16 protein-coding genes and 1 tRNA gene are annotated in these 25,654 nt (G+C 58.6%); 10 read left to right on the top strand and 7 right to left on the bottom strand.

Annotated elements, in window-relative coordinates:
• Window positions 1–17 precede the first annotated feature (17 nt).
• From ACR0KJ_RS11465 to ACR0KJ_RS11455, 3 genes are all read left to right on the top strand, one after another.
• Window positions 18–1,634: a bifunctional aspartate transaminase/aspartate 4-decarboxylase gene (locus tag ACR0KJ_RS11465; protein WP_170622124.1), complete on the top strand. Its 1,617-nt coding sequence runs from the start codon at window positions 18–20 to the stop codon at window positions 1,632–1,634.
• Between the two features lie 61 nt (window positions 1,635–1,695).
• A complete protein-coding gene (locus ACR0KJ_RS11460) occupies window positions 1,696–3,591 on the top strand; it encodes a PAS-domain containing protein (RefSeq protein ID WP_170453738.1) in 1,896 nt (631 codons plus the stop codon).
• A complete protein-coding gene (locus ACR0KJ_RS11455) occupies window positions 3,591–4,292 on the top strand; it encodes a response regulator transcription factor (protein WP_170453739.1) in 702 nt (233 codons plus the stop codon). Before ACR0KJ_RS11460 ends, ACR0KJ_RS11455 begins: the two co-directional genes overlap by 1 nt.
• 58 nt (window positions 4,293–4,350) lie before the next feature.
• On the opposite strand, the gene ACR0KJ_RS11450 is transcribed toward ACR0KJ_RS11455, so the two are convergent.
• From ACR0KJ_RS11450 to ACR0KJ_RS11430, 5 genes are all read right to left on the bottom strand, one after another.
• Complete coding sequence (locus ACR0KJ_RS11450) at window positions 4,351–5,661, bottom strand: HlyD family type I secretion periplasmic adaptor subunit (RefSeq protein WP_170453740.1); 1,311 nt, start codon at window positions 5,659–5,661, stop codon at window positions 4,351–4,353.
• On the bottom strand, window positions 5,645–7,795 hold the full coding sequence (locus tag ACR0KJ_RS11445) for a type I secretion system permease/ATPase (protein ID WP_480626731.1): 2,151 nt from the start codon (window positions 7,793–7,795) through the stop codon (window positions 5,645–5,647). Before ACR0KJ_RS11445 ends, ACR0KJ_RS11450 begins: the two co-directional genes overlap by 17 nt.
• Window positions 7,792–9,126, bottom strand: a complete 1,335-nt coding sequence (locus ACR0KJ_RS11440; RefSeq protein ID WP_480626730.1) for a TolC family protein — start codon at window positions 9,124–9,126, stop codon at window positions 7,792–7,794. Before ACR0KJ_RS11440 ends, ACR0KJ_RS11445 begins: the two co-directional genes overlap by 4 nt.
• Entirely contained in the window at window positions 9,119–9,949 is an 831-nt protein-coding gene (locus ACR0KJ_RS11435) for a SapC family protein (RefSeq protein ID WP_480626729.1), read from the bottom strand. The genes ACR0KJ_RS11440 and ACR0KJ_RS11435 overlap by 8 nt, the downstream gene beginning before the upstream one ends.
• 63 nt (window positions 9,950–10,012) lie before the next feature.
• Complete coding sequence (locus tag ACR0KJ_RS11430) at window positions 10,013–13,843, bottom strand: beta strand repeat-containing protein (protein WP_480626728.1); 3,831 nt, start codon at window positions 13,841–13,843, stop codon at window positions 10,013–10,015.
• Between the two features lie 225 nt (window positions 13,844–14,068).
• Between ACR0KJ_RS11430 and ACR0KJ_RS11425 the strand changes: the two genes are divergently transcribed.
• Window positions 14,069–16,117, top strand: a complete 2,049-nt coding sequence (locus tag ACR0KJ_RS11425; RefSeq protein WP_480626727.1) for a dockerin type I domain-containing protein — start codon at window positions 14,069–14,071, stop codon at window positions 16,115–16,117.
• A gap of 99 nt (window positions 16,118–16,216) precedes the next feature.
• Here ACR0KJ_RS11425 and ACR0KJ_RS11420 read toward each other — a convergent pair whose 3' ends face one another.
• Window positions 16,217–17,671 carry an FAD-dependent oxidoreductase gene (locus tag ACR0KJ_RS11420; protein WP_480626726.1) on the bottom strand — a complete coding sequence of 485 codons (1,455 nt, stop codon included), beginning with the start codon at window positions 17,669–17,671 and terminating at the stop codon, window positions 16,217–16,219.
• A 221-nt stretch (window positions 17,672–17,892) separates the two neighbouring features.
• On the opposite strand from ACR0KJ_RS11420, the gene ACR0KJ_RS11415 reads away from it, so the two are divergent.
• The gene (locus ACR0KJ_RS11415) at window positions 17,893–18,837 is read left to right on the top strand and encodes a polysaccharide deacetylase family protein (RefSeq protein WP_480626725.1); all 945 of its coding nucleotides are present in this window, start codon (window positions 17,893–17,895) and stop codon (window positions 18,835–18,837) included.
• An 88-nt stretch (window positions 18,838–18,925) separates the two neighbouring features.
• The gene (locus ACR0KJ_RS11410) at window positions 18,926–20,104 is read left to right on the top strand and encodes a glycosyltransferase family 4 protein (protein WP_480626724.1); all 1,179 of its coding nucleotides are present in this window, start codon (window positions 18,926–18,928) and stop codon (window positions 20,102–20,104) included.
• Window positions 20,105–20,199: 95 nt separating this feature from the next.
• Here the strand turns inward: ACR0KJ_RS11410 and ACR0KJ_RS11405 are convergent.
• A tRNA-Leu gene (locus tag ACR0KJ_RS11405) sits at window positions 20,200–20,284 on the bottom strand.
• Between the two features lie 752 nt (window positions 20,285–21,036).
• Here ACR0KJ_RS11405 and ACR0KJ_RS11400 point away from each other — a divergent pair.
• Genes ACR0KJ_RS11400 through ACR0KJ_RS11385 form a run of 4 tightly spaced genes read left to right on the top strand, consistent with a single transcriptional unit; the run spans window position 21,037 to window position 25,641 of the window.
• Window positions 21,037–21,459 (top strand): hypothetical protein, encoded by a 423-nt coding sequence (locus tag ACR0KJ_RS11400; RefSeq protein ID WP_170453747.1) that lies wholly within the window; start codon window positions 21,037–21,039, stop codon window positions 21,457–21,459.
• Window positions 21,460–21,462: 3 nt separating this feature from the next.
• Window positions 21,463–23,472, top strand: a complete 2,010-nt coding sequence (locus tag ACR0KJ_RS11395) for a dynamin family protein (protein WP_480626723.1) — start codon at window positions 21,463–21,465, stop codon at window positions 23,470–23,472.
• 8 nt (window positions 23,473–23,480) lie between these two features.
• Window positions 23,481–25,187, top strand: a complete 1,707-nt coding sequence (locus ACR0KJ_RS11390) for a dynamin family protein (RefSeq protein WP_480626722.1) — start codon at window positions 23,481–23,483, stop codon at window positions 25,185–25,187.
• 52 nt (window positions 25,188–25,239) lie between these two features.
• Window positions 25,240–25,641 carry a hypothetical protein gene (locus ACR0KJ_RS11385; RefSeq protein ID WP_480626721.1) on the top strand — a complete coding sequence of 134 codons (402 nt, stop codon included), beginning with the start codon at window positions 25,240–25,242 and terminating at the stop codon, window positions 25,639–25,641.
• Window positions 25,642–25,654: the final 13 nt, after the last annotated feature.

The raw sequence follows: 25,654 nt of genomic DNA, 5'->3' as shown, positions 1-25,654 counted from the left end.
TTGGAAAGGTTGGATTCATGGACAGACTGAAACTGCATGACTACGAAGCGCTCAGCCCCTTTCAGATCAAGGATGAGCTGATCAAACTCGCCTCGGACGAGGCGCACAAGTCGAACTCGGCCTTTCTGAACGCAGGCCGTGGCAACCCCAACTGGATCGCCACCCGCCCGCGCGAGGCGTTTTTTGCACTGGGTCAGTTCGCTGTGACCGAAGCCAAACGCGTCATGAACCACCCAGCGGGTCTGGGCGGGATGCCCGCGCAGAACGGATGCCATGAGCGTCTGTTGAAATGGGCCGAGACCCACGCCGAAACGCCGGGCGTCGATACGCTGCTTGAGGTGATCAAACACGCGATCTTCGCCTTCGACTTTAACGCGGACGCGTTTGTGCATGAACTGACGGATTCGATCATCGGCGACAACTACCCGGTGCCGGATCGCATCCTGAAACACAACGCGATCATCGCGCATGAATACCTGATGTGGGCCATGTGTTCCGGCCATCAACCGGATGCGAAATTCGATCTGTTTGCGGTTGAAGGCGGCACGGCGGCCATGTGCTACATTTTCAAAACGCTCAAGGCAAATCGGTTGCTCAACCCCGGGGACACCATCGCCCTGTGCACACCGATCTTCACGCCATATCTGGAGATGCCCGAGCTTGAGGATTACAGCCTCGAATCCGTGCATGTCGAAACCGATGAAGAGGACGGTTTTCAACTGACCGATGCAGCGGTGGAAAAGCTGAAGGACCCGAAGGTCAAAGCCTTCTTTCTGGTCAATCCGGGCAATCCGTCATCGGTTGCATTGAACAAGGCCTCGCTGCAAAAACTGGCGGATCTGGTCGAAAATGACCGACCCGATCTGATCATGCTGACCGATGATGTTTACGGCACCTTCGTGCACGATTTCACCTCGGTCATGGGATTCGTGCCGCGCAATACGATTGGAGTGTATTCCTACTCGAAATATTTTGGCTGCACCGGCTGGCGTCTGGGCGTGATCGCGGTTGCGCAGGACAATATCTTTGACTTGAAACTGGCCGAACACCCCGATGAGATCAAAGAGAGTTTGGACAAACGCTATGGCACGCTCAGCCTGACGCCGCGCGACATTCGGTTCATCGACCGTCTGGTTGCGGACAGCCGGGATGTGGCACTGAACCATACGGCGGGACTGTCCCTGCCGCAGCAGGTGATGATGACCCTGTTTTCGCTGGTCGAGCTGGTGGATACCAAAAAGGACTATCAGGCCGCCTGCATGGAACTGGTCCATCGTCGCTTCAAAATGCTGACCGAGGCTTTGGGCATCGATGTCGATGCAGGCGAGAACTATGACGCCTATTATGGGATCATCGACTTCGAATTCTGGCTGCGAAAATATGTCGGCGAAGAGGTCGTGGACTGGATCAAGCAGAACGTCCACCCGCTGGATATCGCGTTCAAACTGGCCGAAGATCACGGCATCGTCCTGCTGAACGGCAGCGGGTTCGACGCCCCGGGCTGGTCGGCGCGCGTGTCCTTTGCCAACCTTCCGGACGAGGCCTATTCCCAGATTGGCCGCGCCGTCCGGGCTGTCGCGCGTGGATATGTCGAAGCCTACAGAGCCGCCAATAACAAACCCCTGCACGGGTAAATCAGCCCCCTACACCTGCGGGCTGTCTGGTGCTACGGATAACCTGCGGGGGAGGGTGATTTTGGACATTTCGGAACAACGCATCAAGGCGATGACAACCGCCGGGCTGAACCTGATTGGTCAGGCCCTGTCGATCTATGACAGCCAATTGCGGCTGGTCCTCAGCAATCGCCGGTTTCAAGAGATGTTCGACCTTCCCGACGAGCTGGTGCAACCGGGCGCATTGTTCCGCGACACGATCTATTGTCTGGCCAGCCGAGGGGAATACGGCGACGAGGACAGCGTCGAGGAAATGGTCAAGGTGCGGGTCAATCAGGCTCTGGCCTTCGAACCGCACTATATGGAGCGCGTGCGTCCAAATGGTCAGGTGATCTCGATTGAAGGTGCGCCATTGCCGCAAGGTGGTTGGGTTGCCGTTTACACGGACATTACCGGAGCAAAACGCGCCGAAAACCTGCTGCGCGCCCGGTCCGAGGAATTGTCCGGCCAATTGCTGACCCATGCCGAGGAACTGTCGGCCACCAACCGCCAGTTGGCGGCGACGATCACAGCGCTGGAAGAGGCCAAGCGCGAGCTGACCGAGATTGAAGCCCGCACGCGGATGACGACCGAAATGATGCCCGCCCATATCGCCCATCTGAACACCGAAGGGCGGTACGATTATTCGAACCGGCGTCTGAGTTCGGTCATGCCCGGTCGTCCGTCGGATATTCTGGGCCTGCATATCTCGCAGGCGTTGGGGGCCAGCGCCTTTGGCCGCGTCGAAAGCCATTTGCAAAGGGCCTATGACGGCAATACGTCTGTTTTTGAATTCACCGAAGATCAGGATTCCCGCCGTATCCGAGTCTCGTTCACGCCGGACGGGGCAGGGGGTGTTTACGTCATGTCGGTGGATATAACCGAAGAAACGCAAGCCCGCGTTGCCCTGCAACAAACCCGCCGCCGCGAGATGGCCGCGCAGATGACCAACGGGCTGGCGCATGACTTTTCCAACCTGCTGACGATCATCCTTGGGATGCAGTCCCAGCTAACCAAGATGGACCTGCCCGAGGACGCCCGCGCTCTGGTCGCCGCAACCCAGAAAACGGCGCGGCGGGGTGGTCAGTTGCTGAACCGGATCGCCGATATGACGGGCAATCGCACGCCGCAGCCCAAAGCCACCGATATGCGCCGTCTGCTCGAGGATTTGCGGATTGTCGCCACCCCGTCTTTGCCGCGCGGTGTTGGCCTGTCGGTTGTCAATACCTTGCCGGATCAGGCCCTTATGCTGGATCCGGGTATGTTGCAGGACGCGTTGCTGAACCTTGTGCTGAACGCGCGGGATGCTTGCGGCACGTCTGGTCAGGTCACGATCAGCGCCCACACGGTCGGCAATATCTGGGTCGAGATCACGGTGTCAGACACAGGTCCCGGCTTTTCGTCAGAAGCGCTGGACAAAGCGCTGAACCCGTTCTTCACCACCAAAGGCAGCGATGGCTCGGGCCTTGGTCTGCCGATGGTTTACGACACGGTTAAGCTGGCAGGCGGTGATCTGAACCTGCGCAATACGCCCTCTGGCGCATCGGTCGTGCTGCGGCTGCCCTACCGGCCTGCCCCCCCTGAACAGGATGGTCTGGTGCTTTTGGTCGAAGACAGCGATGACCTGCGCGGACAGTTCCGGGATATGCTGATCGATCTTGGCCATTCGGTGATCGAGGCGACCTCGGCCGATGAGGCGCTTGCGTTGACTGCAAATGTGGAAGGGATTGTCATGGTGCTGTCCGACATTCGGCTTGAAGGGCCCGCTACGGGTTTGGACATGCTGGCGCAGCTTCCAACGGAATTGCCCTGTATCCTCATGACTTCTTTGCCTTATTCCGACCCGCTGCATCGGCAGGCCCTTGCCAAAGCGCCCGTGCTGAGTAAACCCTTCTCGCAGGCGCAATTGTCCGCGCTGATCCGAACCGAGGCCGCTTGATGACCCAGCCGTTGGTGACCATTCTGGATGATGAGCCCGAAATCCGTCGCATCCTGACAGATGCGCTGGAAGAGGCCGGATTCCGCACCCAAAGTTTTTCCCGCGCGCGCGAGTTCGAGGCTGCGTTGAAACGCGTCACACCGGATGTCTGTCTGGTGGACTTGTCTCTGCCGGATACGGACGGGTTGGCACTGGTCCACAGGCTGGCGCTTGAACAAGGGGCGGCGGTGATCATCATTTCGGGCCGGGCTCAGGTACAGGACCGGGTCACGGGGCTGGAACTTGGGGCAGATGACTACATCACCAAGCCATTCGACCCGACCGAAGTTGTGGCGCGCATCCGCGCCCGGCTGCGGTCTCCGCGCGGGCAGGCGCCGAATTCCGACGTCGCGACGTTCAACGGATGGACGGCGTATTTCGATCGTTATGTTCTTGAGGATGGCTCAGGCGTCGAGACACCGTTCAGCCATGCCGAGGGCGAGGTTCTGCGCCTGTTTCTGGAAAGCCCCAAACGTTTGATCAGCCGCGCCCAGATGCAGGAGTCACTGGGCGGTGGGGCCGGTGACAGTTTTGACCGCGCGATGGATGTTCGTATCTCTCGGCTGCGGACCAAGCTGGGAGAGGACCCCAAGAACCCGCGATTGATCAAAACTATCTACGGCGCGGGATATATTTTTGTGGGTGACGTAACCTGGAAATAACTTCCATTTCCCCGAAGGGGAATGGCGCAATCGACCATCGTTCTTAACGAAACCCGGGTTACTCTCGCAGCGCCTGATCTTTGATCTTCACAACGGGCTGCAGAATGTAGTCCAGAACAGATTTCTTGCCGGACAGGATGTCCACTTCGGCGATCATGCCGGGGATGATCTCGACCGCAATACCCTGCGCGTCCAGCATGGTGCTGCTGGTTCTGATCTCAACAACAAATACCTCTTCGTCGTTGCGCTCGGACCGGGTGATTGTATCTGCGCCTATGCGAAGAATTTCCCCATCCAGGCCGCCATAACGCGCAAAATCATAGGCCGTGATCTTCACTTTTACCGGCTGGCCTGCGTGCAGAAAGGCAATGTCCTCGGGTCGAACATAGGCTTCGACCAGTAACGAGTCATCCAGCGGAACAATCTCGATCAGATCCTCGCCGCTTCTGGCCAGACCGCCAATCGTGGTGCGATGGATACGGTTTACGATCCCCCGAACGGGTGAGCGTACCTGCGCCCGCGATGCCCGGTCGCGCAGGGCGGGAAGGGCAGGCTCCAGCGCCGCAAGCTCGGCTGTGGCCAGCGCCAGATCGGTCAGGGCCGCGGTTCGAAACCGGCTGCGCGTGGCTTTGATACGGTCGTCGATTTCGTCCAGCCCTGTTTTCAACCGGCTTGTCGCCGCCTCGGCCCGAACCTTGCGACCCTGCCATTCCGCCTCGCTGCGGCGCAAGGTCAGCAGGGTGGTGGCAGGCTCCATCCGTTGTTCGACCAAAGGGGCCATGATTGCCCGCTCTTCGGCCAACACTTTCAGCGTTGCGTCGGCGGTTACCTGATCGACCAGCCCTTCTTCGTATTCCTGATGTTTCTGTTGTCTTTGACGTTCGAGGATCGCGACTTCCGCGCTTAGTTCGGCTTGGCGACCCTGATACAAGGCGGTTTCCGACTTCACGACATTTGGTGCACCAGTGATCAGCTTTGCGTCAAAACGAAGATCTGTTCCTTCGATTTCAGCCTGCAAACGTTGCACGCGCGCCATGAGACCATAGGCACGCTGCTGTTCCTGACTCAACTGGCTTTCGATCTGCGTGGTGTCGAGTTCCATAAGCAACGTGCCTGTTTCGACAACCTCACCTTCGCGCACGTGAAGCGCCTGCAGCACTCCGGGCTCGGTCGCTTCGATCATTTGCAGGTCGCCTGAAGGCACAATGCGCCCGTCCACCCGCGTGACGTCGTCGAGCTCTGTCAGATAGGCCCATGTCCCCGCCGCAAGCAGGCAGGCCAGGATCACGATCAGCAACAAAGATCCGCGCAACGGCGAGCGCCCGCGCATTTCACGCGCGAGTTGGGCCAGGTCAGGATGCTGCGACATTCAGATGCCTCCCCACCCGACGCGCGTGCTGCGCCAGCAGGCTTTTGGGTCCGTCCGCGCCGATCTTGCCACCCTCAATCACAATCACCCTGTCGACCAGTTCCAGCAAACTGGTCCGATGGGTGACAATGATCATAGTCGTGTCCTTGGTTGCCTCTTTCAGACGCTGGATCACCTGCGCCTCGGTCTTTACATCCATCGCGCTGGTTGGTTCGTCCAGCAGCAATACGGGCGGTTTGCCGATCAACGCGCGCGCCAGAGCTATGGCCTGTTTTTGCCCGCCCGACAAACCCTCGCCCCGTTCTGCCAGTTGTTGATCATATCCTTCGGGGTGGCGCGCGACGAAATCCTCTACCCCGGCAACACGCCCGGCCTCGATCAGGTCCGCGTCGCTGGGCCGGATCGCTCCGCTGACAATGTTGTCCCGAATGGAGCCTGAGAACAGCCACACATCCTGCAAAACCGAACCGACATTGCGGCGCAGGTCGCCGGGATCAATCTGGCGGATGTCCAGACCATCCAGCATGACCGAGCCCACTCGGGGCGTGTAGAGCCCCAAAATCAGCCGCGCGATTGTGCTTTTGCCCGAGCCGATTTGCCCCAGAATGGCGACCTTTTCACCTTGGTTCACGGTGAAAGATACGCCGTTCAGGATGTCTTCACTCTGATCGGGATAGGCAAAGTGAACATTGCTGAAGGAAATGGCACCCTTGACGCCGGTTCGGGATATCCAACTACGGCCTTCGGGCCGCTCGCTTTCGGCCTGCATCAATGCGTTCAGGTGGCGATAGGCGCTGCGCGCTTGATTCACCCGAGTCAGCGTCTGGGCCAGTTGACCCAAAGGAGCCAGCGCGCGGCCCGTCAGCATGACGGATGCAACCAAGGCGCCCATGCTGGCCTGACCTTCTGTGATCAGGAAAACACCATAAAACACGATCAGAACCTGAGCTGCCTGCTGCGTGAACCCTGTCAGGTTCAAAGCGAGTTGAGTCACCGCCCGGCTTTTTGCACCATGCGCCGATTGCCGTTCAATCGCCTGTTCCCATCGATTGCGCATCTGCCGTCCGGCGGCCGTGGTTTTGATGGTTTCCAAACCCGTTACGGCTTCGACCAATACGGATTGCTTTGATTGTCCATCCTTAAGGCTCTTTTCGGCCATGCGAGACAGGATCGGTTGCACGGCCAGCCCGGTCAGCAACACAACAGGGACGGCAAGCGCGGGGATCAGCGCTAGATCGCCACCCACCAGATAAATGACAAAGACGAACAGGCCGATGAACGGCAGGTCGACCACAGCGACCAACGTGGCCGAGGTGAAAAACTCGCGCAACGTTTCAAACTCGCGCACCGTGCTGGTCATTGCGCCGGTCGAACCGGTGCGCGATTTCATCTGGATGTTGAGAAGGTGATCAAAAACGCGCCGCCCCATGAACAAGTCGGCATTCTGGCCTGCCCGATCAATGAAACCCGCCCGCAACAACTTGAGAATGAAGTCAAACAGCAAGGCCAAGCCCACGCCGATGGTTAACGCGATCAGGGACTCGGTTGCTTCGTTGGGAAGAACGCGGTCATAGACCACCATGATAAAAATAGAAGTCGAAAGGCCCAGCAGATTGGCCAGCGCTGCGGCAAGGGCGACCTGAATATAAGACCACCGGTTGGCGGCCAGAGCGGACCAGAACCAGTGGCCGGCATGGCCGGGGGCTTTTGCGATCAACTCCGCCTTGTGATCGCGCCGGAACAGGATCGCGTATCCGGTATAGGCTTTTGCAAGAACCTGTTCGGCCACTTCGCACAGGCCTGTACCGATTTCGGGATCGAAGATCAGCAAGGCCCCACCGGGCGCGCGTCCATGGTAGGTGACGGCCTTGCCCCCATCCAGTAACAGCATCGCGGGGACAAGGGTGTCGTCAAAGGCTTTGAGGTTCTGGGCACCGTATCCCGCTTGCAGCCCGGCCCGTCGGGCAACGCTGAGAATGTCTCGCACGCTCAAATCGCCATTCTGTCCGGATTGCGCCGAATGAAGTGCGGCCAGAGTGATGGGCCGCTCTAACGTTTCGGCGATGTTCAGCATGCAAGCTTCAATTGCCGAAACCTGCTCTTGGGTCGATGGCATGTCGCTTTGACCCATCATGGTGTGCCCCAAGTGTTGAAGGACAGCCCCAGCAGGTCGAGTATGTCGCCTGTCAGGCCAAGCGCGGCATAGTTGGTCAGGAAAAAGCTTTGTTCAGCCAGGATCAGACGTTCCTGAGCGTTCACGTAATCCCTTTGCGCATCCAGAATTTCAATCAGGCTGCGACGGCCTATAGTGAATTGCGCCCTCGCCGCCTGAACGCTTTCGGCATTTGCCTCGACCGCGATTCTGGCCGCGCGCAATCGTTCGGCCCCTGCTTTCTGGTCCGAGCGGATGAACCCGAGCTCGCGCGTGATTTCCCGGATCAGCGCTTCGCGCGCGAATTCTGCGTCTTTGACCCGAGCTTGTGCGGCTGTGATAGCGGCCCGCCTTTGACCGGTGCTGTCGAGCTCATAGTTGAAGGACAGATCCACACCGAAATTTGCGTCGCGATCCGTGTCCTGATTGGCAAAAGCAGCGACCCGAATGTCAGGCTGCCGACGCGCCTGCGCGGCAGTCCATTCTGCCTTGGCAGCCAACAGGCTTGCGTCTGCCCGGCGGACCTGCGGGCTGTTCATCACGATCTGCGCATCGGTCCGGTTCAGATCGGGCGCCGGAATGGGCTGCGGCAACGGCCCGGCCGGGGTTCCAAACACCTCGCGGAACCGGGCCTCGGCCCGGGCAACTTGGGCGATCGCATCGGCTAGGCGGGTGCGGGCATCTGCCATGCGCGAACGGGCCGTCAACACATCCGCGTTAGACCCGGCACCACTGGCCGCGCGTTCAGAAATCTGGCGGACAAGATCTTCGTGCGCGGTGACATTCTGCGAATTGACGTCGCGAATTTCGCGCCGGTCCAGCACCACCACATAGGCTTCGATGGCGGCAAGCGCGGTGGTTGCCGCCGTCTGCAACTGATCGCCATGGCTTTCATAAACCCGAGCCTTGGCGGCGGTCAGATCACCCCTTGCTGCGCCACCGTCATACACCAGTTGCGATACGCGCAGATAAGGCGATACATCCGCAATGTCCGAGTCGATCCGCTCGGACCGCGCGTTCACACCCAATGAGACCTGAGGCAGAAACGCCCCCCTTGCCGCATCCTGATTGGCGGCTGCAACTTCCATGCGTGTTTCGCTTTGCGCCAGCGTCGGGCTTGTTTCGACAGCGTTTCGAATCCTTTGGCCGAATGCGCTTTGCGTCAGCGGGGCAGAGGGTTTGGTCGCCCCGGCACCTGCGGTGCCACCGGAGAACGAAAGTTCAACGCCCGACAAATCGGGGGGCTGCGTGCAGCCGGAGACATTGAGCGCGATAAGAATGCAGCCAGTGATTTGAACAATAATTCTAAACATGTGCTTGGACACCTTCCGGTTGATTAAGGCCAAAAGCGTGTTCTTTGGCTTGCGCACCGACAACAGCGTCCAAGAATCCGGATATCTCGGATGAGACGCGCCCACTCGCGCGATGCGCCATCTGACGCTGTGCTTGCGTCAGCCAGGCGACGTGAGACAGCGACACCAGATGAGCATGGATCAGCCGCAAGGCACCACTATTGGTCAGAAGCGATTTGTGGCTTTGGGGCAGTGAGTTCACGGCCTGCAAGCTGACGCCCAGCAAACCATCCGGGCACTCGACACTGGTAAGCTGATCCAGGGGGCTAAACAGATGCATACCCTGAATGACCCGGCACAAAGTCAGTGTGTTCTGCTTAGCGGCGGCGCGTTGGCAAAGAAAACGCTGAACCTTTACCAACTCGGGTGTCAGCTTGCCGTCCGCGTCAAAAAAACACTCGTCGCGCAGGTCGTCAGTGACAAGTCCAAGGGTTTCATCGACCATCAGGCAACCCGCCGGTTGGGGTTCGGACTGCGCGTCTGTCAGGTCCACTTGAAACGGCGGGCAGCGGAGTGCCGACGGCAAATATTGCGCCAACCAGGTTCCTTCGTCCGACACAAATGGCGTTGACCCCTCGGCGTGCACAGACAGCAAGGCAACGGCTTCGGCTTCACCCGAGATGACGCGAAACGCGATTGGAAAAGCGGCCGCAGCCTGCAGAATTTCCGGCTCAACCACCGGGCATTCAGGAAGATGCCGGACAAATTCAAAGGATGTGAATCGCCGCCAATACCGATGCCCGTGGTTGAGACGCGTGACCGGAGTTAAGCCGTTCTGCACCATAACTGCCCCCTCGTTCTGTTTGGTTTCCAGCCTCTTGCCGAGATTTGCGCCCTTGGGGACGACCTATGCGGTCGCCCCTGTGGGGTCTGTGTGCAGGATGTTGTCAGCAGTCAGCCCGCTCAGATCGTCCAGCCCGTCAAAGATCGCAACGGTTTCGACCGAGGCTGTATCCGGTGCCGAAAAGTCCACTTTGACCAAGGCGCTGTCGGTGCCGTCGGTTGCAAGCACATAAAGCTCATCCCCCGCCAGCGCGCCCGAAAAGCTTTCGACTGCGGCTTCGATGGAACCAGCAGTGAGATCTGTCAGAACTGTTGTCAGGCCGACAAACCCGGTATCCGCGCCCAAAGCATCGCCTGTCGCAAGGGTTTCGAAATTTGTGCCGTTGCCGCGCAACGTCAGCACATCCAGACCATTGAACATCAAAGCGTCCGAGACGTCGGCGTCTGAGCCAAGCGAGAACCCGGTGATCGTATCAACCCCGTTTTCTGCCGGATCAGCCTCGAACACGACGACATCGCGACCCGCATCGCTGAGGTCGATCATGTCGTCGCCGTCGCCACCGCGCACGATTGTGTCGATGCCTGGGGCTGTCAGGGTATCGGCGCCGTCTGTTCCCAGTTGAAAAAACGTCGGTCCTCCATCCGGGGTGGTGATCGTCAGTTCAATGGGTTGGGTCGGGTCTTGCACCGTCATCGTAAAGGTGACCAGCGGTTGCGACAGGTCCGTGAACGTGGTTGCTGCGCCGCCAAATCGAATGACGTCGCCGGTTCCCGGGCTGGCCAGGAACAGATCGAACTCACCATTCTCGGTATCCGATCCGGTGTCGTATGTGACAACGGACGAGTCAAACTCAAGATCCGCAGTCATCGCCAGACCGCTTGAGATATCGCGATCACTGTCGGCGTAAATCGCAAAGGTCACTACTGATCCGGACTGCCCGATTTCCGAGATGACATACGCCGCAGGAACATGCGCCGTTGTTTCACCGGTTGCCGGCACAGGATCAGGCCCGCCGGAGACAGTTGCCTGAGCGGTGAAACTCAGGTCATCACCGGCCTCGGTGCCCGAAAACTCAGCGGCTGGAACCGTCAGAGACCAGGTCCCGTCGGCCGCGACTGTTGCCGTTCCGACAGAGCTGCTTCCGAGCAAGACGTCAACCGATTGACCCGCGCTAAGCCCAACCGATGTGCCGCTGACAACAAGGCCGGATGTTTGCGCGTCGGCCAGCGAAACAGAGCCGTTGGTGCCAAGTGAATTCAGGTTCAAAAGCGGTCGGAAATCCGTGGTGATGGAGGTTGTGGCCGGGGCTGAGGCATTCCCGGCATCATCCGACACAGTTGCCGCAATTGGGAAAGTCCCCGCATCCGACATGGCAGCCAGGTCCGAGGCCGGGACGGTTGTGGTCCAGGTGCCCCCGGTCACGGTTGCAGTGTATGTCTCAGTGCCCAGCGTGACCGAAACGGTCTGGCCGTTCTCAGCCGTTGTGGTACCCGAGATGGTAAGGTCACTGTCGCGCTCGATCACGTCCAGCGTTGCGCCGACCGGCAGAGCATCCATCGTGATGGACGGTGCCGAGAAATCGGTGGCAAAGGTTGTGGTTGCTTGGTTGCCGTTTCCAGCCGCGTCTTCGACCGACGCAGTGACGTCATAGGTCACAGCGTCTTGCAGCCCACCTAGATCGGAGGCCGGGGCAGTGAAGGTCCAGCTCCCCCCAGACACGGTTGCGGTGCCGCTTACGTCCACGGTGCCGTCGGGGCGGGCGATCTCTACGGTTATGACGGTTCCATTCGCCGCATCTGATGTTCCCGAGACGCTCAGATCGGTTCCCTGTTCGGAGGCGTTCATAACGGCCCCGTCAGAGAGGGTGGATATTGCAATCGTGGGAGCAGTAAAATCCGTGTCGAAACTGCTGCTGGCCTGAACCGCCGGATTGCCCGCAACATCGGACACGTCAGCTATGACGGAAATTGTCGCAGCGTCCGACAGGATTGCCAGATCGGCTGCGGGAACTGTGACGCTCCACCCTCCGCCAGAGGCGGTTCCGGTATATGTCACATCGTTCAGAGTGACCGAAACGACTTGCCCATCCTCAGCCGATGTGGACCCTAAGATGGTCAGGTCTGTGGCTTGTTCCGCAGCGCTCATGACTGCCCCGTCCGAGAAATTGTCGATGCTCAGCGTCGGCGCGGTGACATCCTTCGAGAGGTTTACATCCGCTTGCGGGGCGGCCAGTCCGTCTGCGTCCGAAACATCAGCCGTGATCGTGAAGTCGCCCCCGTCCGCCAGTGCCGTCAAATCTGCGGTTGGGACAGTGACGCTCCAGGTGTCGCCAGAGACTGTGCCGGTATAGGTTTGCCCGTCCAATGTGACCGTAACTGTCTGGCCGTCGCCGACATTCCCGGTTGTGCCGGAAATCGTCAGATCCGACCCGACCTCAACTGCGTTCAGAACGGACCCGACGGCAAGAGGTGAGATATTGATTGATGGACCTGTCAGATCGACCGGTACCGAGACCGTGACGGGGACAGAAGGGTTGCCCGCTGTATCGTCAACCGTCACGCTGATGTCGGCGGGAACGCCTGTGGTCAGGCTGGACAGGTCAGCGTTAGGGACCGTCACGCTCCAGCCGCCGCCGGTCGCTGTGCCGGTGTAGGTCTGTCCGTCCAGCGTGACGGTAACGGTCTGGCCATCTTCGGCTGTGGTGGCGCCCGTCAGGGTTAGATCACCAGTTGTGTCGACCAGATCAATCGACCCCCCGGCGACCGGATCCAGCGTCAAAGTTGGCGCGCTGAAATCAGTATCAAAGCTGCTGCTGGCCTGGGGCGCGGGGTTTCCGGCCTGATCCGAGACATCTGCTGTGACCGAAATCGTCGCACCGTCTGGAAGCGACGCGAGGTCCACCGCAGGGACCGTGACACTCCAGGTGCCGCCAGAGACTGTGCCGGTGTAGGTTTGCCCATTCAGGGAAACCGTAACGGTTTGTCCGTTTTCTGCATCGGTTGTACCAGTGATTGTCAAATCCGTTGCCTGCTCGGCGCTGTTCAGGACAGCGCCGTCCGAGAAGCCTGTCACCGACACGGTGGGCGGCACGGTATCGATGTCGAATGTGACGGTCTCAGTCGACAATTCCTCACCCGTGCTATCCAGGTTGCGGATTGTGATCTCTGAGACCCCCTGCGGCAGGCCGCTGACCTCAGATGGGGTCAGGGAAATGCTCCAACTGCCATCGGCGTTGGGTGTCGCTGTTGTCACCAGTGATCCGATTGTCACCTCGACCGTGCTGGTCCCATCGGGCGCGGTGACTTCGGTGCTGGCGCTGTTGAGCGCCGTACCCTGCAAATCGGCAAGATTCAGACTTGGGTAGCTGGGTGCAGGCGGCGGCGTAGGAGTTGGGGCGGTTGGCGCAGGTTCGGTGTCGTCGCCACCGCCGCCGCCTCCACCGCCCGCTGCGGCGGCGGCTCCGGCAAGGCCAAGACCACCCAAGGCCGCCCCTGCGCCGCTGATGCCGCCTGCGGCAGCACCGCCAGCCTCGGCAATGCTGAACTGAGCGATTTCGGCAACCGTTGCCTCGGCAATCATGATGGCGCCGCTGTCCAGAATCTGAACGTTTTCAGCGGCGACAATCAAGCTGCGGCCATCCGCCATTTTCAGCAGGACGTCGCCGTTTTTCAACAGCTTGGCCGACTGAACACCGGGGATGGTTTCGGCAAACTGAAAGGCGTACAGCTCTTCAATCGTGGCCTGAGACAGGGCGGGCAGCGCCATCAGCGTGGAACCCAGACCGCCCGCCAGACCGCGCCCGGCCCAGCGTTTCATCTTGCCGTCGATCCACTGACGAATGTGCTGTTTGCGATCTGCGCCCGGATGAGATTGGGACTCAGGTGCTTTGGTCATCTTACCCTCACATGTGTATTCCGCGATTTCGGAAGGGGGACAGTGCGCCCCGTTTAGGCTTTTGCTCATCTGTCTTTCCCTTTGGTTTCTGCGGCGATCGAACCCGAAAAAATTGAACTAAACTGAAGCCGAACTCCTCGTTTTCACCACATTCCTGCTTTGGTTTCGGTCCGGGCATCAGTTGATCCTGTTCGCAACGCCAGGGGTGGCGGTGGGGTGATGGCAATGATGCTGCAATTCGAAACTTTGGTCGCAACGGGGAGCACGGCGCTCGATTCAGGTATCGGCGATACGGCTTTAAAAACGTTTAACGGGGACACGTATCTCTACACCGTGACGGGCCCGGCAGGGGGGATCGCGGTTTGGCACCTGGTGGATGGGTCCATCCCTCAGCTGGTCGACACCGAGTATTACAGCGGCACAATCACGTTTCAGGTGGGGCGCTCGGGAACGCCTGTTTCCTTGGCTGGAACCGACCAATTGGCGTTGGATATAGATACCGCCACGGGGCTTGTGGGCTATGATTTGAACCCGGATGGCACCATCGGTGATCTGCAGGAAACAGGTACCCTGAGCGGCGGAGGGGATCTGTCCGCTTTGGTGCAATTATCCGTTGGCGCGACCGACCTTTTGGCGATGGCGCATGAAGATACCGGCCAGATCGCGACCTATGTCATCAATGGCGACGGCACGCTGAGCCTTGCCGGTCTCACCACAGGGTCTGCCGATTCGATGCTGGCGATTCAGGTTGGGGCAGAGCAGATCGTGATCGCCACCGACGCCGCCAGCAACAGCATCACAACATACACGGTCGCAGGGACCGGTACGCTGAGCGCGGTCGACAACAGCGCGACCACGGGAACGTTGGGCATCGCGACCCCAACGGCGGTCGAGGTTGTCGAAGCCTTTGGCGAATCCTGGGTGATTGTTGCCGGGTCGGGCAGCAACTCGCTAAGCGTCATGAAGCTGCACAGCGATGGCAGTCTGATCCCGACCGACCATGTGCTGGATTCGCTGGATACCCGGTTCGCCTCGGTACAGGATCTGTCGGTGATCGAGGTGGACGGGCGGGTTTTTGTGGTCGCCGGTGGCGGCGATGATGGCATCACATTGTTCACCATGACCCCGAACGGGCAGTTGGTGCATCTGGACAGCTATGCAGACACTTTGGACAGCGGGCTGCAGAATGTCGAAAGCCTGAGCGTTGCGCATGTCGGGGACGAGTTGCAGATTCTTGCAACCAGCCAGATCGACGCGGGTGTGAACCTTTTTACGGTGTCCGTCGCTGATCCGGGTGTGGTGAGCGAAGGCTTTGGTACCGTAACCGGCACTGCGCTGGATGATATGCTGAGCGGTGGCGTACTGAACACTGACCTGTCGGGCGGTGCGGGCGATGACATTCTGATCGCCGGGGCAGGGGCGACCACCATGACGGGCGGGGCAGGGGCCGACATCTTTGTCATGCAATCGGGCAGCGGCCCGACAACGATCACCGACTTTCAGGCAGGCGTGGATCGGTTGGACCTGTTTGATTATCTGTTGCTGCGATCCCCCGCGCAGCTGACCGTCACCTCAACCGCCGACGGGGCCGAGATCACCTATCGCGACGAGGTTGTTCAACTCACATCAGCCTCGGGCGGTCCTTTGACGAGCAATGAAATCTTTGGTGCCGGTTTTGGCGGGCCGGACCATATCCCCGTCGATTTCAGCGATCTTGGAGTGACCGATCCGCCGAGTTCTGATGGCATTCAGGGCAGCGTTTCGATTGATTCCGAGGGGGCCAATCCGGGGCTGGGAGATGCCGAAATTCATTTCACTCCCGACGGCAACAGCACGATCAGCACCACAGCGGATGAGGATGGCAGGTTCGACTTGGGCCTGCCTACAGGGACCTACACTGGCGAGTTGGACATCACCAAAGGGTATTCGACCGCCAGCGCCGAAATCACAGCGCTGGATGCGCTTCAGGTGTTGCGGATTGCGGTCGGGCTTGAACCGACATTCGGGCCCGCCGCGCCGGAAAACCTGATCGCTGCTGATATTACACAGGACGGTGCGATCAACGCGCTGGACGCGCTGGCGATTCTGCAAGTGGCTGTTGGGCAACCGTCAGCACATGACGCGAAATGGGTCTTCCTGGATGCCGACGCGGATCTTTCCGGCATTACCGCGTCCAATGTCGACTATGAAACAGGTGTGGATGTGGTCGCCATTGATGGGGTGATCGAGGCGGACATGACGTCAATTCTGTTGGGTAATCTTGAGGTGGTCTAAAAGACTTATAACTATGATTATGTTAATTTCATTTGCTTGGATCTGACAAAATCAACGTCGTTGCCGTAACAAAATCAGACAGATTGCAGCCAGAACACCCTAAACACGTGAAGATGTGGCCTCGGTCGGTATGTTGTCCTTTTGCCGAATGGTCGGGTCAGCGATCAAATCAAACCCGTTGCGATCTTGCGAGGAAATCGCGCGGGCGGCTTGTATGCCGGTCAGGCTGGCCCAATCGGCTCCGGGACGGTTCACATGGTAGATTGAAGAAAACTTCTTAACTTCCTGAAACACGGCGGTTCGGTAGTTCGTCTGTTGTTCACGCCAACTGGCAGCCGCATTGGTACGCGGGAAATGAATCACTTTTGAGCCCAGCATGTCGCTGGATTTCACAAGGCCTGCGCCTTCGAGTTCCGAGATCGCTTTTTTGACCTGATCTTCCTCGCTGAGCTGCAGGATGGGCGCGTTCGCGGCACAGAAATACTCAACGCAGTAAACGCCCTGCCCTTCGGGAACCATCCCGCCACCAAAGGCCCCAAAATTGGTTATGCGCCCGCAATCCAGATTGGGATCGTTCACTTCGAGCCACGCGTGCGGAAAACTGTGAGGTGCCTTCAGGAACAGGTAGACCAGTAGCACTGACCGATCCGCCTCGGGCTTGGGCTGTGGGGTCTGGACGTCACTGTCGGCATGCTTTTTCAGCATGCCCCACAGGTTTTCGATCGTCATGCTGGACACAACGTTGCGAACGGTCGCTTCGTGCTCGACCTCATCTTGGATCCAACGGACAAGCACCTGCTCGCCATTGATCGGTTTCAGATCGGTGACCGTGGCTCCGAACTGTATCTGGCCGCCTTTGTCGTCATAGGTGGCTGCAAGCTTTTCAAAAAGTTGACCAGTGCCGAAATACGGGTGTCGCCAGGCAAGCTGTTTTGAAACGCCCCCACGTCGCGCCATCGTAAAAGCCTGTTTGACAGAGGCCAAACGCCCGGATTTGGTGCCGTTCCCGGTCGGATCCGCCTCGGGTGGCGGCATGTCAGCCCATCGGGCACCGCGGAACTTTTCCCAATACCCTTGGGCCAGCAATTTTGCGAATTTGCTGCCAACGCGGGAATACCAAAAGTCCTGATATGTCTCGGGTTGTTTGACCATTCCCTTGATCCAACCCTTCAGCATCGCAGCCCCGCCCGTTGCCAGCCATGTTACAGGCATGCCGCGCGTTGCGCCCCGATACCCGCCAGACATCTCAACGATCCTGCCCTGGTACAGGCTGCCAACGCGGTGGGGGTAATCCCTGTAGTCATCGCCAAGCATTTGGCTCCAAAGATCATCAATCTCGGGAAAGCGGGCGTATAGCTCTTTGCGCCCCAAATCGAGAATGAAGTCCCCCCAGCGCGGGGACCGCATCAGGCCGCCAACCTCGGTGCCTTGTTCGAGAATGATCGATGATTGCCCGGCTGCCTGAAGTTCCAACGCCGCGCTCAGGCCCGACGGGCCCGCGCCAATGATAATCGTATCGGGGATGTTTGTGCTGTCGCTGTGTGAATTGGACATTCTTAACTATTGCAATGGTTAAAATTCATTTTCGGAATGTATAGCAAGTTTTTCCGGGCCGTGTTAGCAATTAATCGTGTTAGGCGTTCTTGTGTCGCGTCTAACAACCGACGGTTATCAGAACGATTTTGTATTTTAGTAAAAGTTAAACGGGTAAAAAGCTGGTGTTATCGGGGTCACAATCCAACGGGGGTTTTGTTCTTTCACTCGACTTTGAGTTGATGTGGGGCGTCTATCCTTCGCAAACAGTGGAAAGCTACGGCGCCAACGTCCTTGGCGTTCGAAACGTTGTCCCGCAACTGTTGGACTTGTTTTCCAGCTTCGGGATCAAGGCCACCTGGGCAACCGTCGGGTTCCTGTTTTTTGACGACCGGGATGAGCTTTTGGCCGCCCTGCCCGAGCGCAAGCCGAAATTTCGCGACAAGAGAAACACAACATATTCCTTTCTCGAACAGCTGGGCGAAAACGAAAAAAAGGACCCCTATCATTTTGGCCTGTCGCTGGTCCGGCAGGTCGTTGGTTGCCCGGGTCAGGAAATTGGCACGCACACATTTTCGCATTACTTCTGTCTGGAAGAGCCGCTGGATCAGGCTGCGTTCAAGGCCGATCTAGATGCGTCGATTGCAGCCTCGGCCCGGGTGCAGAGCCGCCCAAGAAGCATCGTGTTTCCCAGAAACCAGGTTTGTGACAAGGCGCTGGACGTCTGTCGTGACCGAGGCATCGATGTGTTTCGCGGTCCGGGCCCGTTTGGCTTTGATACACCAAGCGCGCGACGCGACGAAGGTTTGATGCGCCGCGCATCAAGGTTGGCCAACAGCTATGTCCCCAGACCGCACACAACCTCGGTCGATGCAAAGCGCGAGGCTGGTTTGTGCAACGTTCCGGCCAGCCGGTTTTTAAGACCCTATTCAAACAGATTTCCCAGTGCCGCGCGGCTGCAAACCAGCGCAATCCGGCGCGAAATGCGCAGCGCGGCCAAGGGTGGGCAACTGTTCCATCTTTGGTTTCACCCCCACAATTTTGGTGTGAACACCGAAGACAACATCTTAATGCTCAGTCGTATTCTGAGCGAATATGAAGTACTGAAATCCGAGTATGACTGGCCATCTTTGACGATGGCGGACGCGGCCAATCTTGCCCGGAGAACAGAACCGGTTGCGGGTTGATGGGGCGACAGGAATGCCGGATTTGACACGGAAAATAAATCAATCATCTGCGATATCCCAGCAGTCCGGGGTCGCGGTTTCGGATCTGATGGATCCGTCCAACGGTCAGAGCCAGTGCCGCAGCGGAAGGCTGCCCAAAGTGATGGTGATTGCCAGCCTGACATCTTCACTGGTCAATTTCCGCTTTGATCTTTTGAAGGAAATGGCCAAGCGTGCGGACGTTCTGGCCTGCGCGCCTGATGATGATCCAGAAACTCGGGCCCGCCTTTCCGAGATTGGGGTCGAGTTTCTGCGCGTTCCGATGGATCGAACGGGCACAAGCCCCGCAAAAGATGTGCAGACATTGCTTGGATTGGTGCGGGCGATGCGCTCGTATTCTCCGGACACTGTGTTTGCCTATACAATGAAGCCGATCATCTACGGTGGTTTGGCCGCGCGCATGGCGGGCGTGAAACAGTTTCTGCCGATGTGTACGGGGTTGGGCTATGTGTTTGTGGATCTGGAACACAAGCTGCACAAGCGGGTTCTGAAAGCCGGGGCCGTGCGTCTGTACCGACATGCGCTGAAACGCGTGCCAGAGGTTCTTGTTTACAACCAGGATGACGCGGCCGAGTTCAGATCCAAACGCTTGGTTGGGCCTGAGACCAAAGTGACCATTGTTCACGGATCCGGCGTCAACCTTTCAAACTTTCCCAGCTCACCTCCGCCGAAAGGACCTCCTGTATTTCTGATGGTCGCAAGGTTGCTTCGCGACAAAGGCGTTTTCGACTATGTCGAGGCCGCCAGACAGCTGCGCGCCATCCATCCGGAAATCCGGTGTCAATTGCTGGGACCCCTTGATGCGAACCCCGCCTCGGTTCAGCCGCAGGATCTTGAGATGTGGCGGTCGGAAGGCATCGTGGAATACCTTGGTGAAACAAACGATGTGAGCCCGTATCTGGCTGCTTGCTCAGTATTTGTGCTGCCCTCCTACCGCGAAGGATTGTCCCGGACGGTGCTGGAAGCCATGGCTACCGGGCGAGCCATCGTAACCTCTGACGCGCCGGGATGCCCCGATCCGGTTGTCGAAGGCGTCACGGGATTTGTCACTCCGGTACGTTCCCCGGATGATCTGGCGCAGGCGATGCTTCGGTTTGTCGAAGATGAAAGCCTTGTCCCCGAGATGGGCGCTGCATCGCGGGTCCGCGTTGAAGACAAATACGACGTGGTCGGTATCGTCAAAATTCTGCTGGGCAAGCTTGGGTTGTCCGAGATTGCCCTGCGCTAGGGCTGCGGCGTCTTGCAGATCCCGTGATGACCCGGCGATTGCATGCACGAAGGCAATTCAGGACGGCCGTATCGGATTGTTGTTTCGGTTTTTGATGGTGCGGGTGGAGGGACTTGAACCCCCACGCCTTGCGGCGCCAGAACCTAAATCTGGTGCGTCTACCAATTTCGCCACACCCGCAACCGGGCACCTGCGTGCCGGACTGAGGCGCTGCATAACAAAGCTTGTGGCCGAGTGCGAGGGGTAAATTTGATCCGATGGCAAGTTTGTCACGAGCGGACTAAACCCCGTTAATCGGCAGGGGTTTTTGCCGCGAAAGACACTGCTTGGCGTTCGATCCCAGCGACGGTTGAGTAAGTTACTCTGGCAGAAAGTCCACGAGTTGGAACGTATCTTGATGTCGATGAGCCGACGGAATTCGGGTGCCACAATTGTTCTGATCGGCGATACAATGGCTCGTCAGTGTTCGCCTTGGGAAAACGCGTTTACGTTGTGTCGGTCAACACTTAGGGTGCAAAACGGAACGTCTTTTCACCCTAAGTCGCGGACAGCCTTCAGCCCAGAGCGGTGTTGCCTGTCAGGGTTTTGGGCGAAGAAAATTCGACATGGCGGAAAATAATATAAGCAAAACAATATTTTAAGGTGGTTGAAACTCCAATCGCATCTTTTCCACCTCACCTTGCGTCAGGTTTGAAAGCAGCGTTCTACTCGGCCGAAAAAATCTTCGGAACCCCGTAATACACTCAAAGGTTGAGGCATTCCTGCGCAAGCCGCATCACATTTGCGCCACATTTCAAGCACCAAAAAATCTTATTCGCGTCAAATTAACACCGCCTTGGCCGGGCTTGTTGAGCGCAGGAGTTAATGAGTCTTTTTCGCCGCCTTGGCACCGTACGAGTTTTCCGCTCAACTCCAGTACAAGGTTCTTTGCCGTGACCAATCTGAACAACTCCGCTGCCGCCGAGCAAGATGCGATCTTTTTTGCTCGTGAAAGTTTTTTGGGTGAACTCAAGACCCTGAACCGCGATCATCCCGATACAGGCTTTGGCATTTCCCTGCGCACCCATTCGGGCGAGCATTACCTGCTGGCCAACGCGCGTATGCCCCTGCCCGCTGCCAAGTCCGACGGGTTCCCGACGGGCCGGCGCGTGGCCTGTCTGGAAAATGGCGACCGCTTTAGCTCCATCGAAGTTCTGGCCGATTCCGTGGCTTATGAAACAATTTCCCCTCGCGCCGAGGCCGAGATTCTGGGGAACGCGCTGGACTTGATCGCCCGTATCGACACCCTGACCAGCCTTCCTGCAGGCCGCATGTCGCATGAGCCGCAGATTGCTGCCACCGGAACCGGAGGCTGACCCATGGCGCGCAATGACCACCTTTTGTCTGTCGGAAACGAAGCCCTTGCGCCGATGACCTCGGCAATGTCGTCTTTGACGGCACAGATCGACCAATTGACAGAGGTGGCCGATGCGCGGTCTTCGGCCCGGCTGGCCACGCTCAAGACGCGGATGGAGAATTTCACCGCCAGCATCACCATGGTTGGGCAGGTCAAGGCGGGTAAGTCCTCGATCGTGAATATTCTGGCAGGCCGCCCTGCGCTGTTGCCTTCGGACGTGAACCCGTGGACCTCGGTGGTGACGACGCTGAATATCAACACGCGCCCCCCCGGTGATACGAAATCCAAGTTCACGTTCTTCGAGCAGGAGGAATGGGACAATCTGATGGTCGGTGGTGGCCGTCTGGGCGAGCTGGCGAACCGGGCCGGTGCCGATGACGAGATGGACGATATCCGCCGTCAGATCGCCGAGATGAAGGCCAAGTCCGAAGATCGTCTGGGCAAGCATTTCGACCTGATTCTGGGTCAAAGCCACCAATACGACTATTTCGACGAAGAACTGATCCAGCGCTATGTCTGTCTGGGCGACGAGGACGATCCGGATATTGACCCGAAAACGGGTCGTTTTGCCGATGTGACAAAATCGGCCGAGCTTTTCATGGATATCCCGCAATATCCGATCTCGCTGAAGCTGTGCGACACGCCCGGTGTGAACGATACCTTCATGGTGCGCGAACAGATCACGCTGCGCAGCCTGCGCGGGTCCGAGGTCTGTGTTGTGGTTCTGGCCGCCAGTCAGGCGCTGACCACAATGGATATGGCGTTGATGCGGATCATCGCGCAGTTCGAGAACCGTCAGATCATTCTGTTCGTCAACCGCATTGATGAACTGTCGGACCCGGTCAGTCAGGTTCCTGAAATCCGGGATCGCATTCAGGACACGCTGAAACAGAACAGCATCGACGCCAATACCAGCGTTGTGTTCGGCAGCGCCCTGTGGGCCGAGGCTGCTTTGACCGGCAACCCGGACATTCTGACCGAAGAATCCCGGCAGACGCTGAACACGTTCTATCTGGCTGCTGGGTTTGGCGATCAGGCTCCCTCGCTGGACAAGATCTGGGCGCTGTCTGGCTTGCCCGACCTGCTGCTGGCGATGAATGAACGCATCGCCGAAGGCGCAGGTGCGCGTTTGCTGGACCGGGTACGCCACCGCGCGCGCAACATCGCCAGCCAGATCCGCGCAACGGCTGTTGCCAAGACCCTGTCGGGCGGCGAAGGCGTTGTTCGCGATTTGGACGGGGCCTCGCCCGAGGACGCCATTGCCACTGTTGCCTCGGAATATGAAAAGAAAGTCGCCGACCTGACCGCCTCGTTGCGCGACAAGGTGCTGGAACGTCTGAACGCGGCTGAGGCCAATTTTGTCAAACGCGCCACCGACTCGTTGATTGCGCATCTTGAGGAGAATGGCGAACAAGGCACCTGGCAGTACGATCCGGCGGGTCTGCGAACGCTGCAAAAGGCGGCCTATTTCAGCTTTGCCCGGTCCATGAAGAAAGAGGCCGGGGCGCTTTATTCCGCGGCCACAGCGGATGTCGAGTCGCTGTATCACAAGCTGCTGGGCAACCATCTGGGCGAGTTCAGTATCGAAGCGCCCATCGTACCCCGCGTGCCGCCCCCATTGGGCATCGGGCGCACCATCGCGCTGGACTTGCAAAGCACCTGGTGGCGCAGGTGGTGGCAACGCCGAAAAGGGTTCGAGGCCTATGCCGCCGACTATACCCGTCTGATCGCGTCCGAGGCGAACTCGATCACCAAGGATATCGAGGAAAACCAGATCGCAGCGGTTCTGGAAAACGTCCGCGCCGGGCTGGCTGATTTCATGCGCGAGCAGAAAGAGACTCTGCTGAATATCTCGGCCTCGGCTGAAAAAGGCGGGCAGACTCCGGCTCTGATGGCGAATCTGCAATTGCAGAAATCGCGGGACGAGATTCTGGGCGACATCCTGAAAGACCTTAGCAACGAAGCGGCATAAGTAGAAAAATGGCAAAAGACACACATAACCGTTTCGTTTCCCCCAAGGCATGGGAGCGTATCGAGCATTGGTCGCGCCGGAAGCCGGTTTTCGCCTTAATGGGCGAATTCAGCGCCGGGAAATCCACCCTGATGAACTTTTTGCTGCGCACGCACACCCTGCCGACGCAGGTGACGGCAACGCAGTTGCCTCCGGTGTGGTTTAGCTGGGGCAATCGTCCGGCCTATGTCAAACGGCATGATGGCAGCACCGAGCAGATCGAACTGGATCAGCTTGAAACCGTCGGCGTCAACGATGCGCAGTTCATTCGCATCTTTCTTGAGGCGGACATTCTTGAGGCGGTCGATCTGATCGACACGCCGGGTATATCAGACCCCAAGATCTCGACCGATGTATGGCAACGTGCGGTGGGTCAGGCCAATGGGGTTTTGTGGTGCACCCATGCCACGCAGGCCTGGCGCGAGACCGAGCGGGCGACCTGGGTGTCCTTGCCTGAACGGTTGCAACATAACTCGCTGCTGCTGGTGACACGGGCAGATGCGCTGAGCGCGAAGGACCGGCAAAAGGTTCTGCGCCGCGTGAACCGCGAGGCCGGGCATCTGTTCAACCGCTCGATTCTGTTTTCCGCACGTGATGCGATTGAAGCGCGCGACAAGACGGGGGATGCCGAGATGTGGTCGCGCAGCGGCGGCGGCAAGATGATCGACAGCTTTCTGGAGATCACCGAGCAGATCATGGACAACCGCGCCGATCAACTGGCGCGCTATCAGATCGACAAAAGCCTGTCCGACGCGCCCAAGGTGCAGCCGCTGCGCCCGTCGAAGACCACCGAAACGGCAGCGCCCGATGCTTCGGCCCCGCTCAAACTTGTGAACCCGTTGACGGATGCGGGCGAAGATGCCTCGGTCGTGACCAGCTTTCCGGTTCGTCCCGCGCGGGTGGAACGTCGCCCCGAAGATGCGGATCGCACACGTATCGACGCAGCCGAGGCCGAGCGTTTGCGCGCCGAAATGGTGCCCGAGTCGACGCCCGAGATTGACGAAAGCAATGAGGACGAGCTGCGCGCCTATTTCCGGGACACGGCCAATGATCCGCTGGACATCGAAGCTGTTCCCGATCCCGAGGCCGATTTGGAAGACTATGATCTTCTGGATGACGCGGAACTGGATGATGAAGTTGAAAACATCCTGGCAGACGACGCATCGGATGGGTCAGCGGATGAGTCCGAGGATCTGCTGTCATCACTGACGAATACGTTGAAGGAAACACCCGAAGCGATTGCAGGCCCTGCGCAAGATCAGGCGCAACCTGATGAGCGCAGCATCGAGGTCTCGGTATCCTCGATCACGGCACTGATGGCCGAACAGCAGGACCAGGGCGCAGAGGAATACGAGCCCGAGCCCGAAACCAGCGGTCTGGTCGAGATCAAGGCATCAGCCGATTTGGTCAATGGTCCCGAAGCCCATGTGGTCGATCTGAATGATCTGACCGAAGTGGCGGTTGGCGCGCCCTTGAGCGCCGCAGCCATGTGGGAGGAAGTGACCAAAAACGAGGATCTGCCCACGGACGCAGAAGCCTTGATCAAGGTCTTTCAGTCCTTTCTGTCCGAGTTCGATCAGATCGCCGTCGAGCATACCGCTAAGCAAGCCAGGGAAACGCTGCGCTCGATCCCGAAAACCAGCGAAAACAGCGGGGCGGAATGGCATGTCTTGTAATCGAAATCGGATTGGGATAACCGCCTATTAGTGAGGTAAAACAGTTAGTTAAATGTCAATTCAGGCTGCCTTGAACACCGCGATCGAAACCATACCCGACTGCATTGCAGCCGGGTATATCGACATGGAAACGGGGATGCTGCTGGGCACCAGCACGCCCGATCCGGACGGCGCGGTTGATCTGGATTCGCTGGCAATCGCCGTGGCGAACCTGTTTCAGGGGCGCGGGGTGGCAGGTTTTGAGGCGCTTTTGCGTCAGGCCGGAACAGAAGACGAGGACAATCCGGGATTTGGGGAAATCGCGGTGTTCTCGAAAGCCCGGCTGAACATCTTTCTGCGGACCCGGGAATATCCCGATCATGTGGTCTGCTACATCTGTCGCAACAGCGCGAATGTCGGGCTGGCGTTGACGAAATCGCATCTAAGCCTGGGGCCGGTTGCGGCCGCAGTATGAACGGGACCAGAGG

Source organism: Ruegeria sp. AD6 (genome assembly GCF_056542325.1).
Note: the sequence above shows the minus strand (reverse complement) of the source record. Positions and strands in the feature narration are given on the sequence as shown.

Bases quoted from the DNA above. Each gene is read 5' to 3' on its own strand.
- ACR0KJ_RS11455 (WP_170453739.1), top strand. From the start codon at position 3,591: ATGACCCAGCCGTTGGTGACCATTCTGGATGATGAGCCCGAAATCCGT.
- ACR0KJ_RS11385 (WP_480626721.1), top strand. From the start codon at position 25,240: ATGTCAATTCAGGCTGCCTTGAACACCGCGATCGAAACCATACCCGAC.
- ACR0KJ_RS11420 (WP_480626726.1), bottom strand. From the start codon at position 17,671: ATGTCCAATTCACACAGCGACAGCACAAACATCCCCGATACGATTATC.
- ACR0KJ_RS11445 (WP_480626731.1), bottom strand. From the start codon at position 7,795: ATGATGGGTCAAAGCGACATGCCATCGACCCAAGAGCAGGTTTCGGCA.
- ACR0KJ_RS11435 (WP_480626729.1), bottom strand. From the start codon at position 9,949: ATGGTGCAGAACGGCTTAACTCCGGTCACGCGTCTCAACCACGGGCAT.
- ACR0KJ_RS11415 (WP_480626725.1), top strand. From the start codon at position 17,893: ATGTGGGGCGTCTATCCTTCGCAAACAGTGGAAAGCTACGGCGCCAAC.
- ACR0KJ_RS11440 (WP_480626730.1), bottom strand. From the start codon at position 9,126: ATGTTTAGAATTATTGTTCAAATCACTGGCTGCATTCTTATCGCGCTC.
- ACR0KJ_RS11465 (WP_170622124.1), top strand. From the start codon at position 18: ATGGACAGACTGAAACTGCATGACTACGAAGCGCTCAGCCCCTTTCAG.
- ACR0KJ_RS11425 (WP_480626727.1), top strand. From the start codon at position 14,069: ATGATGCTGCAATTCGAAACTTTGGTCGCAACGGGGAGCACGGCGCTC.
- ACR0KJ_RS11430 (WP_480626728.1), bottom strand. From the start codon at position 13,843: ATGACCAAAGCACCTGAGTCCCAATCTCATCCGGGCGCAGATCGCAAA.
- ACR0KJ_RS11410 (WP_480626724.1), top strand. From the start codon at position 18,926: ATGGATCCGTCCAACGGTCAGAGCCAGTGCCGCAGCGGAAGGCTGCCC.
- ACR0KJ_RS11395 (WP_480626723.1), top strand. From the start codon at position 21,463: ATGGCGCGCAATGACCACCTTTTGTCTGTCGGAAACGAAGCCCTTGCG.
- ACR0KJ_RS11450 (WP_170453740.1), bottom strand. From the start codon at position 5,661: ATGTCGCAGCATCCTGACCTGGCCCAACTCGCGCGTGAAATGCGCGGG.
- ACR0KJ_RS11390 (WP_480626722.1), top strand. From the start codon at position 23,481: ATGGCAAAAGACACACATAACCGTTTCGTTTCCCCCAAGGCATGGGAG.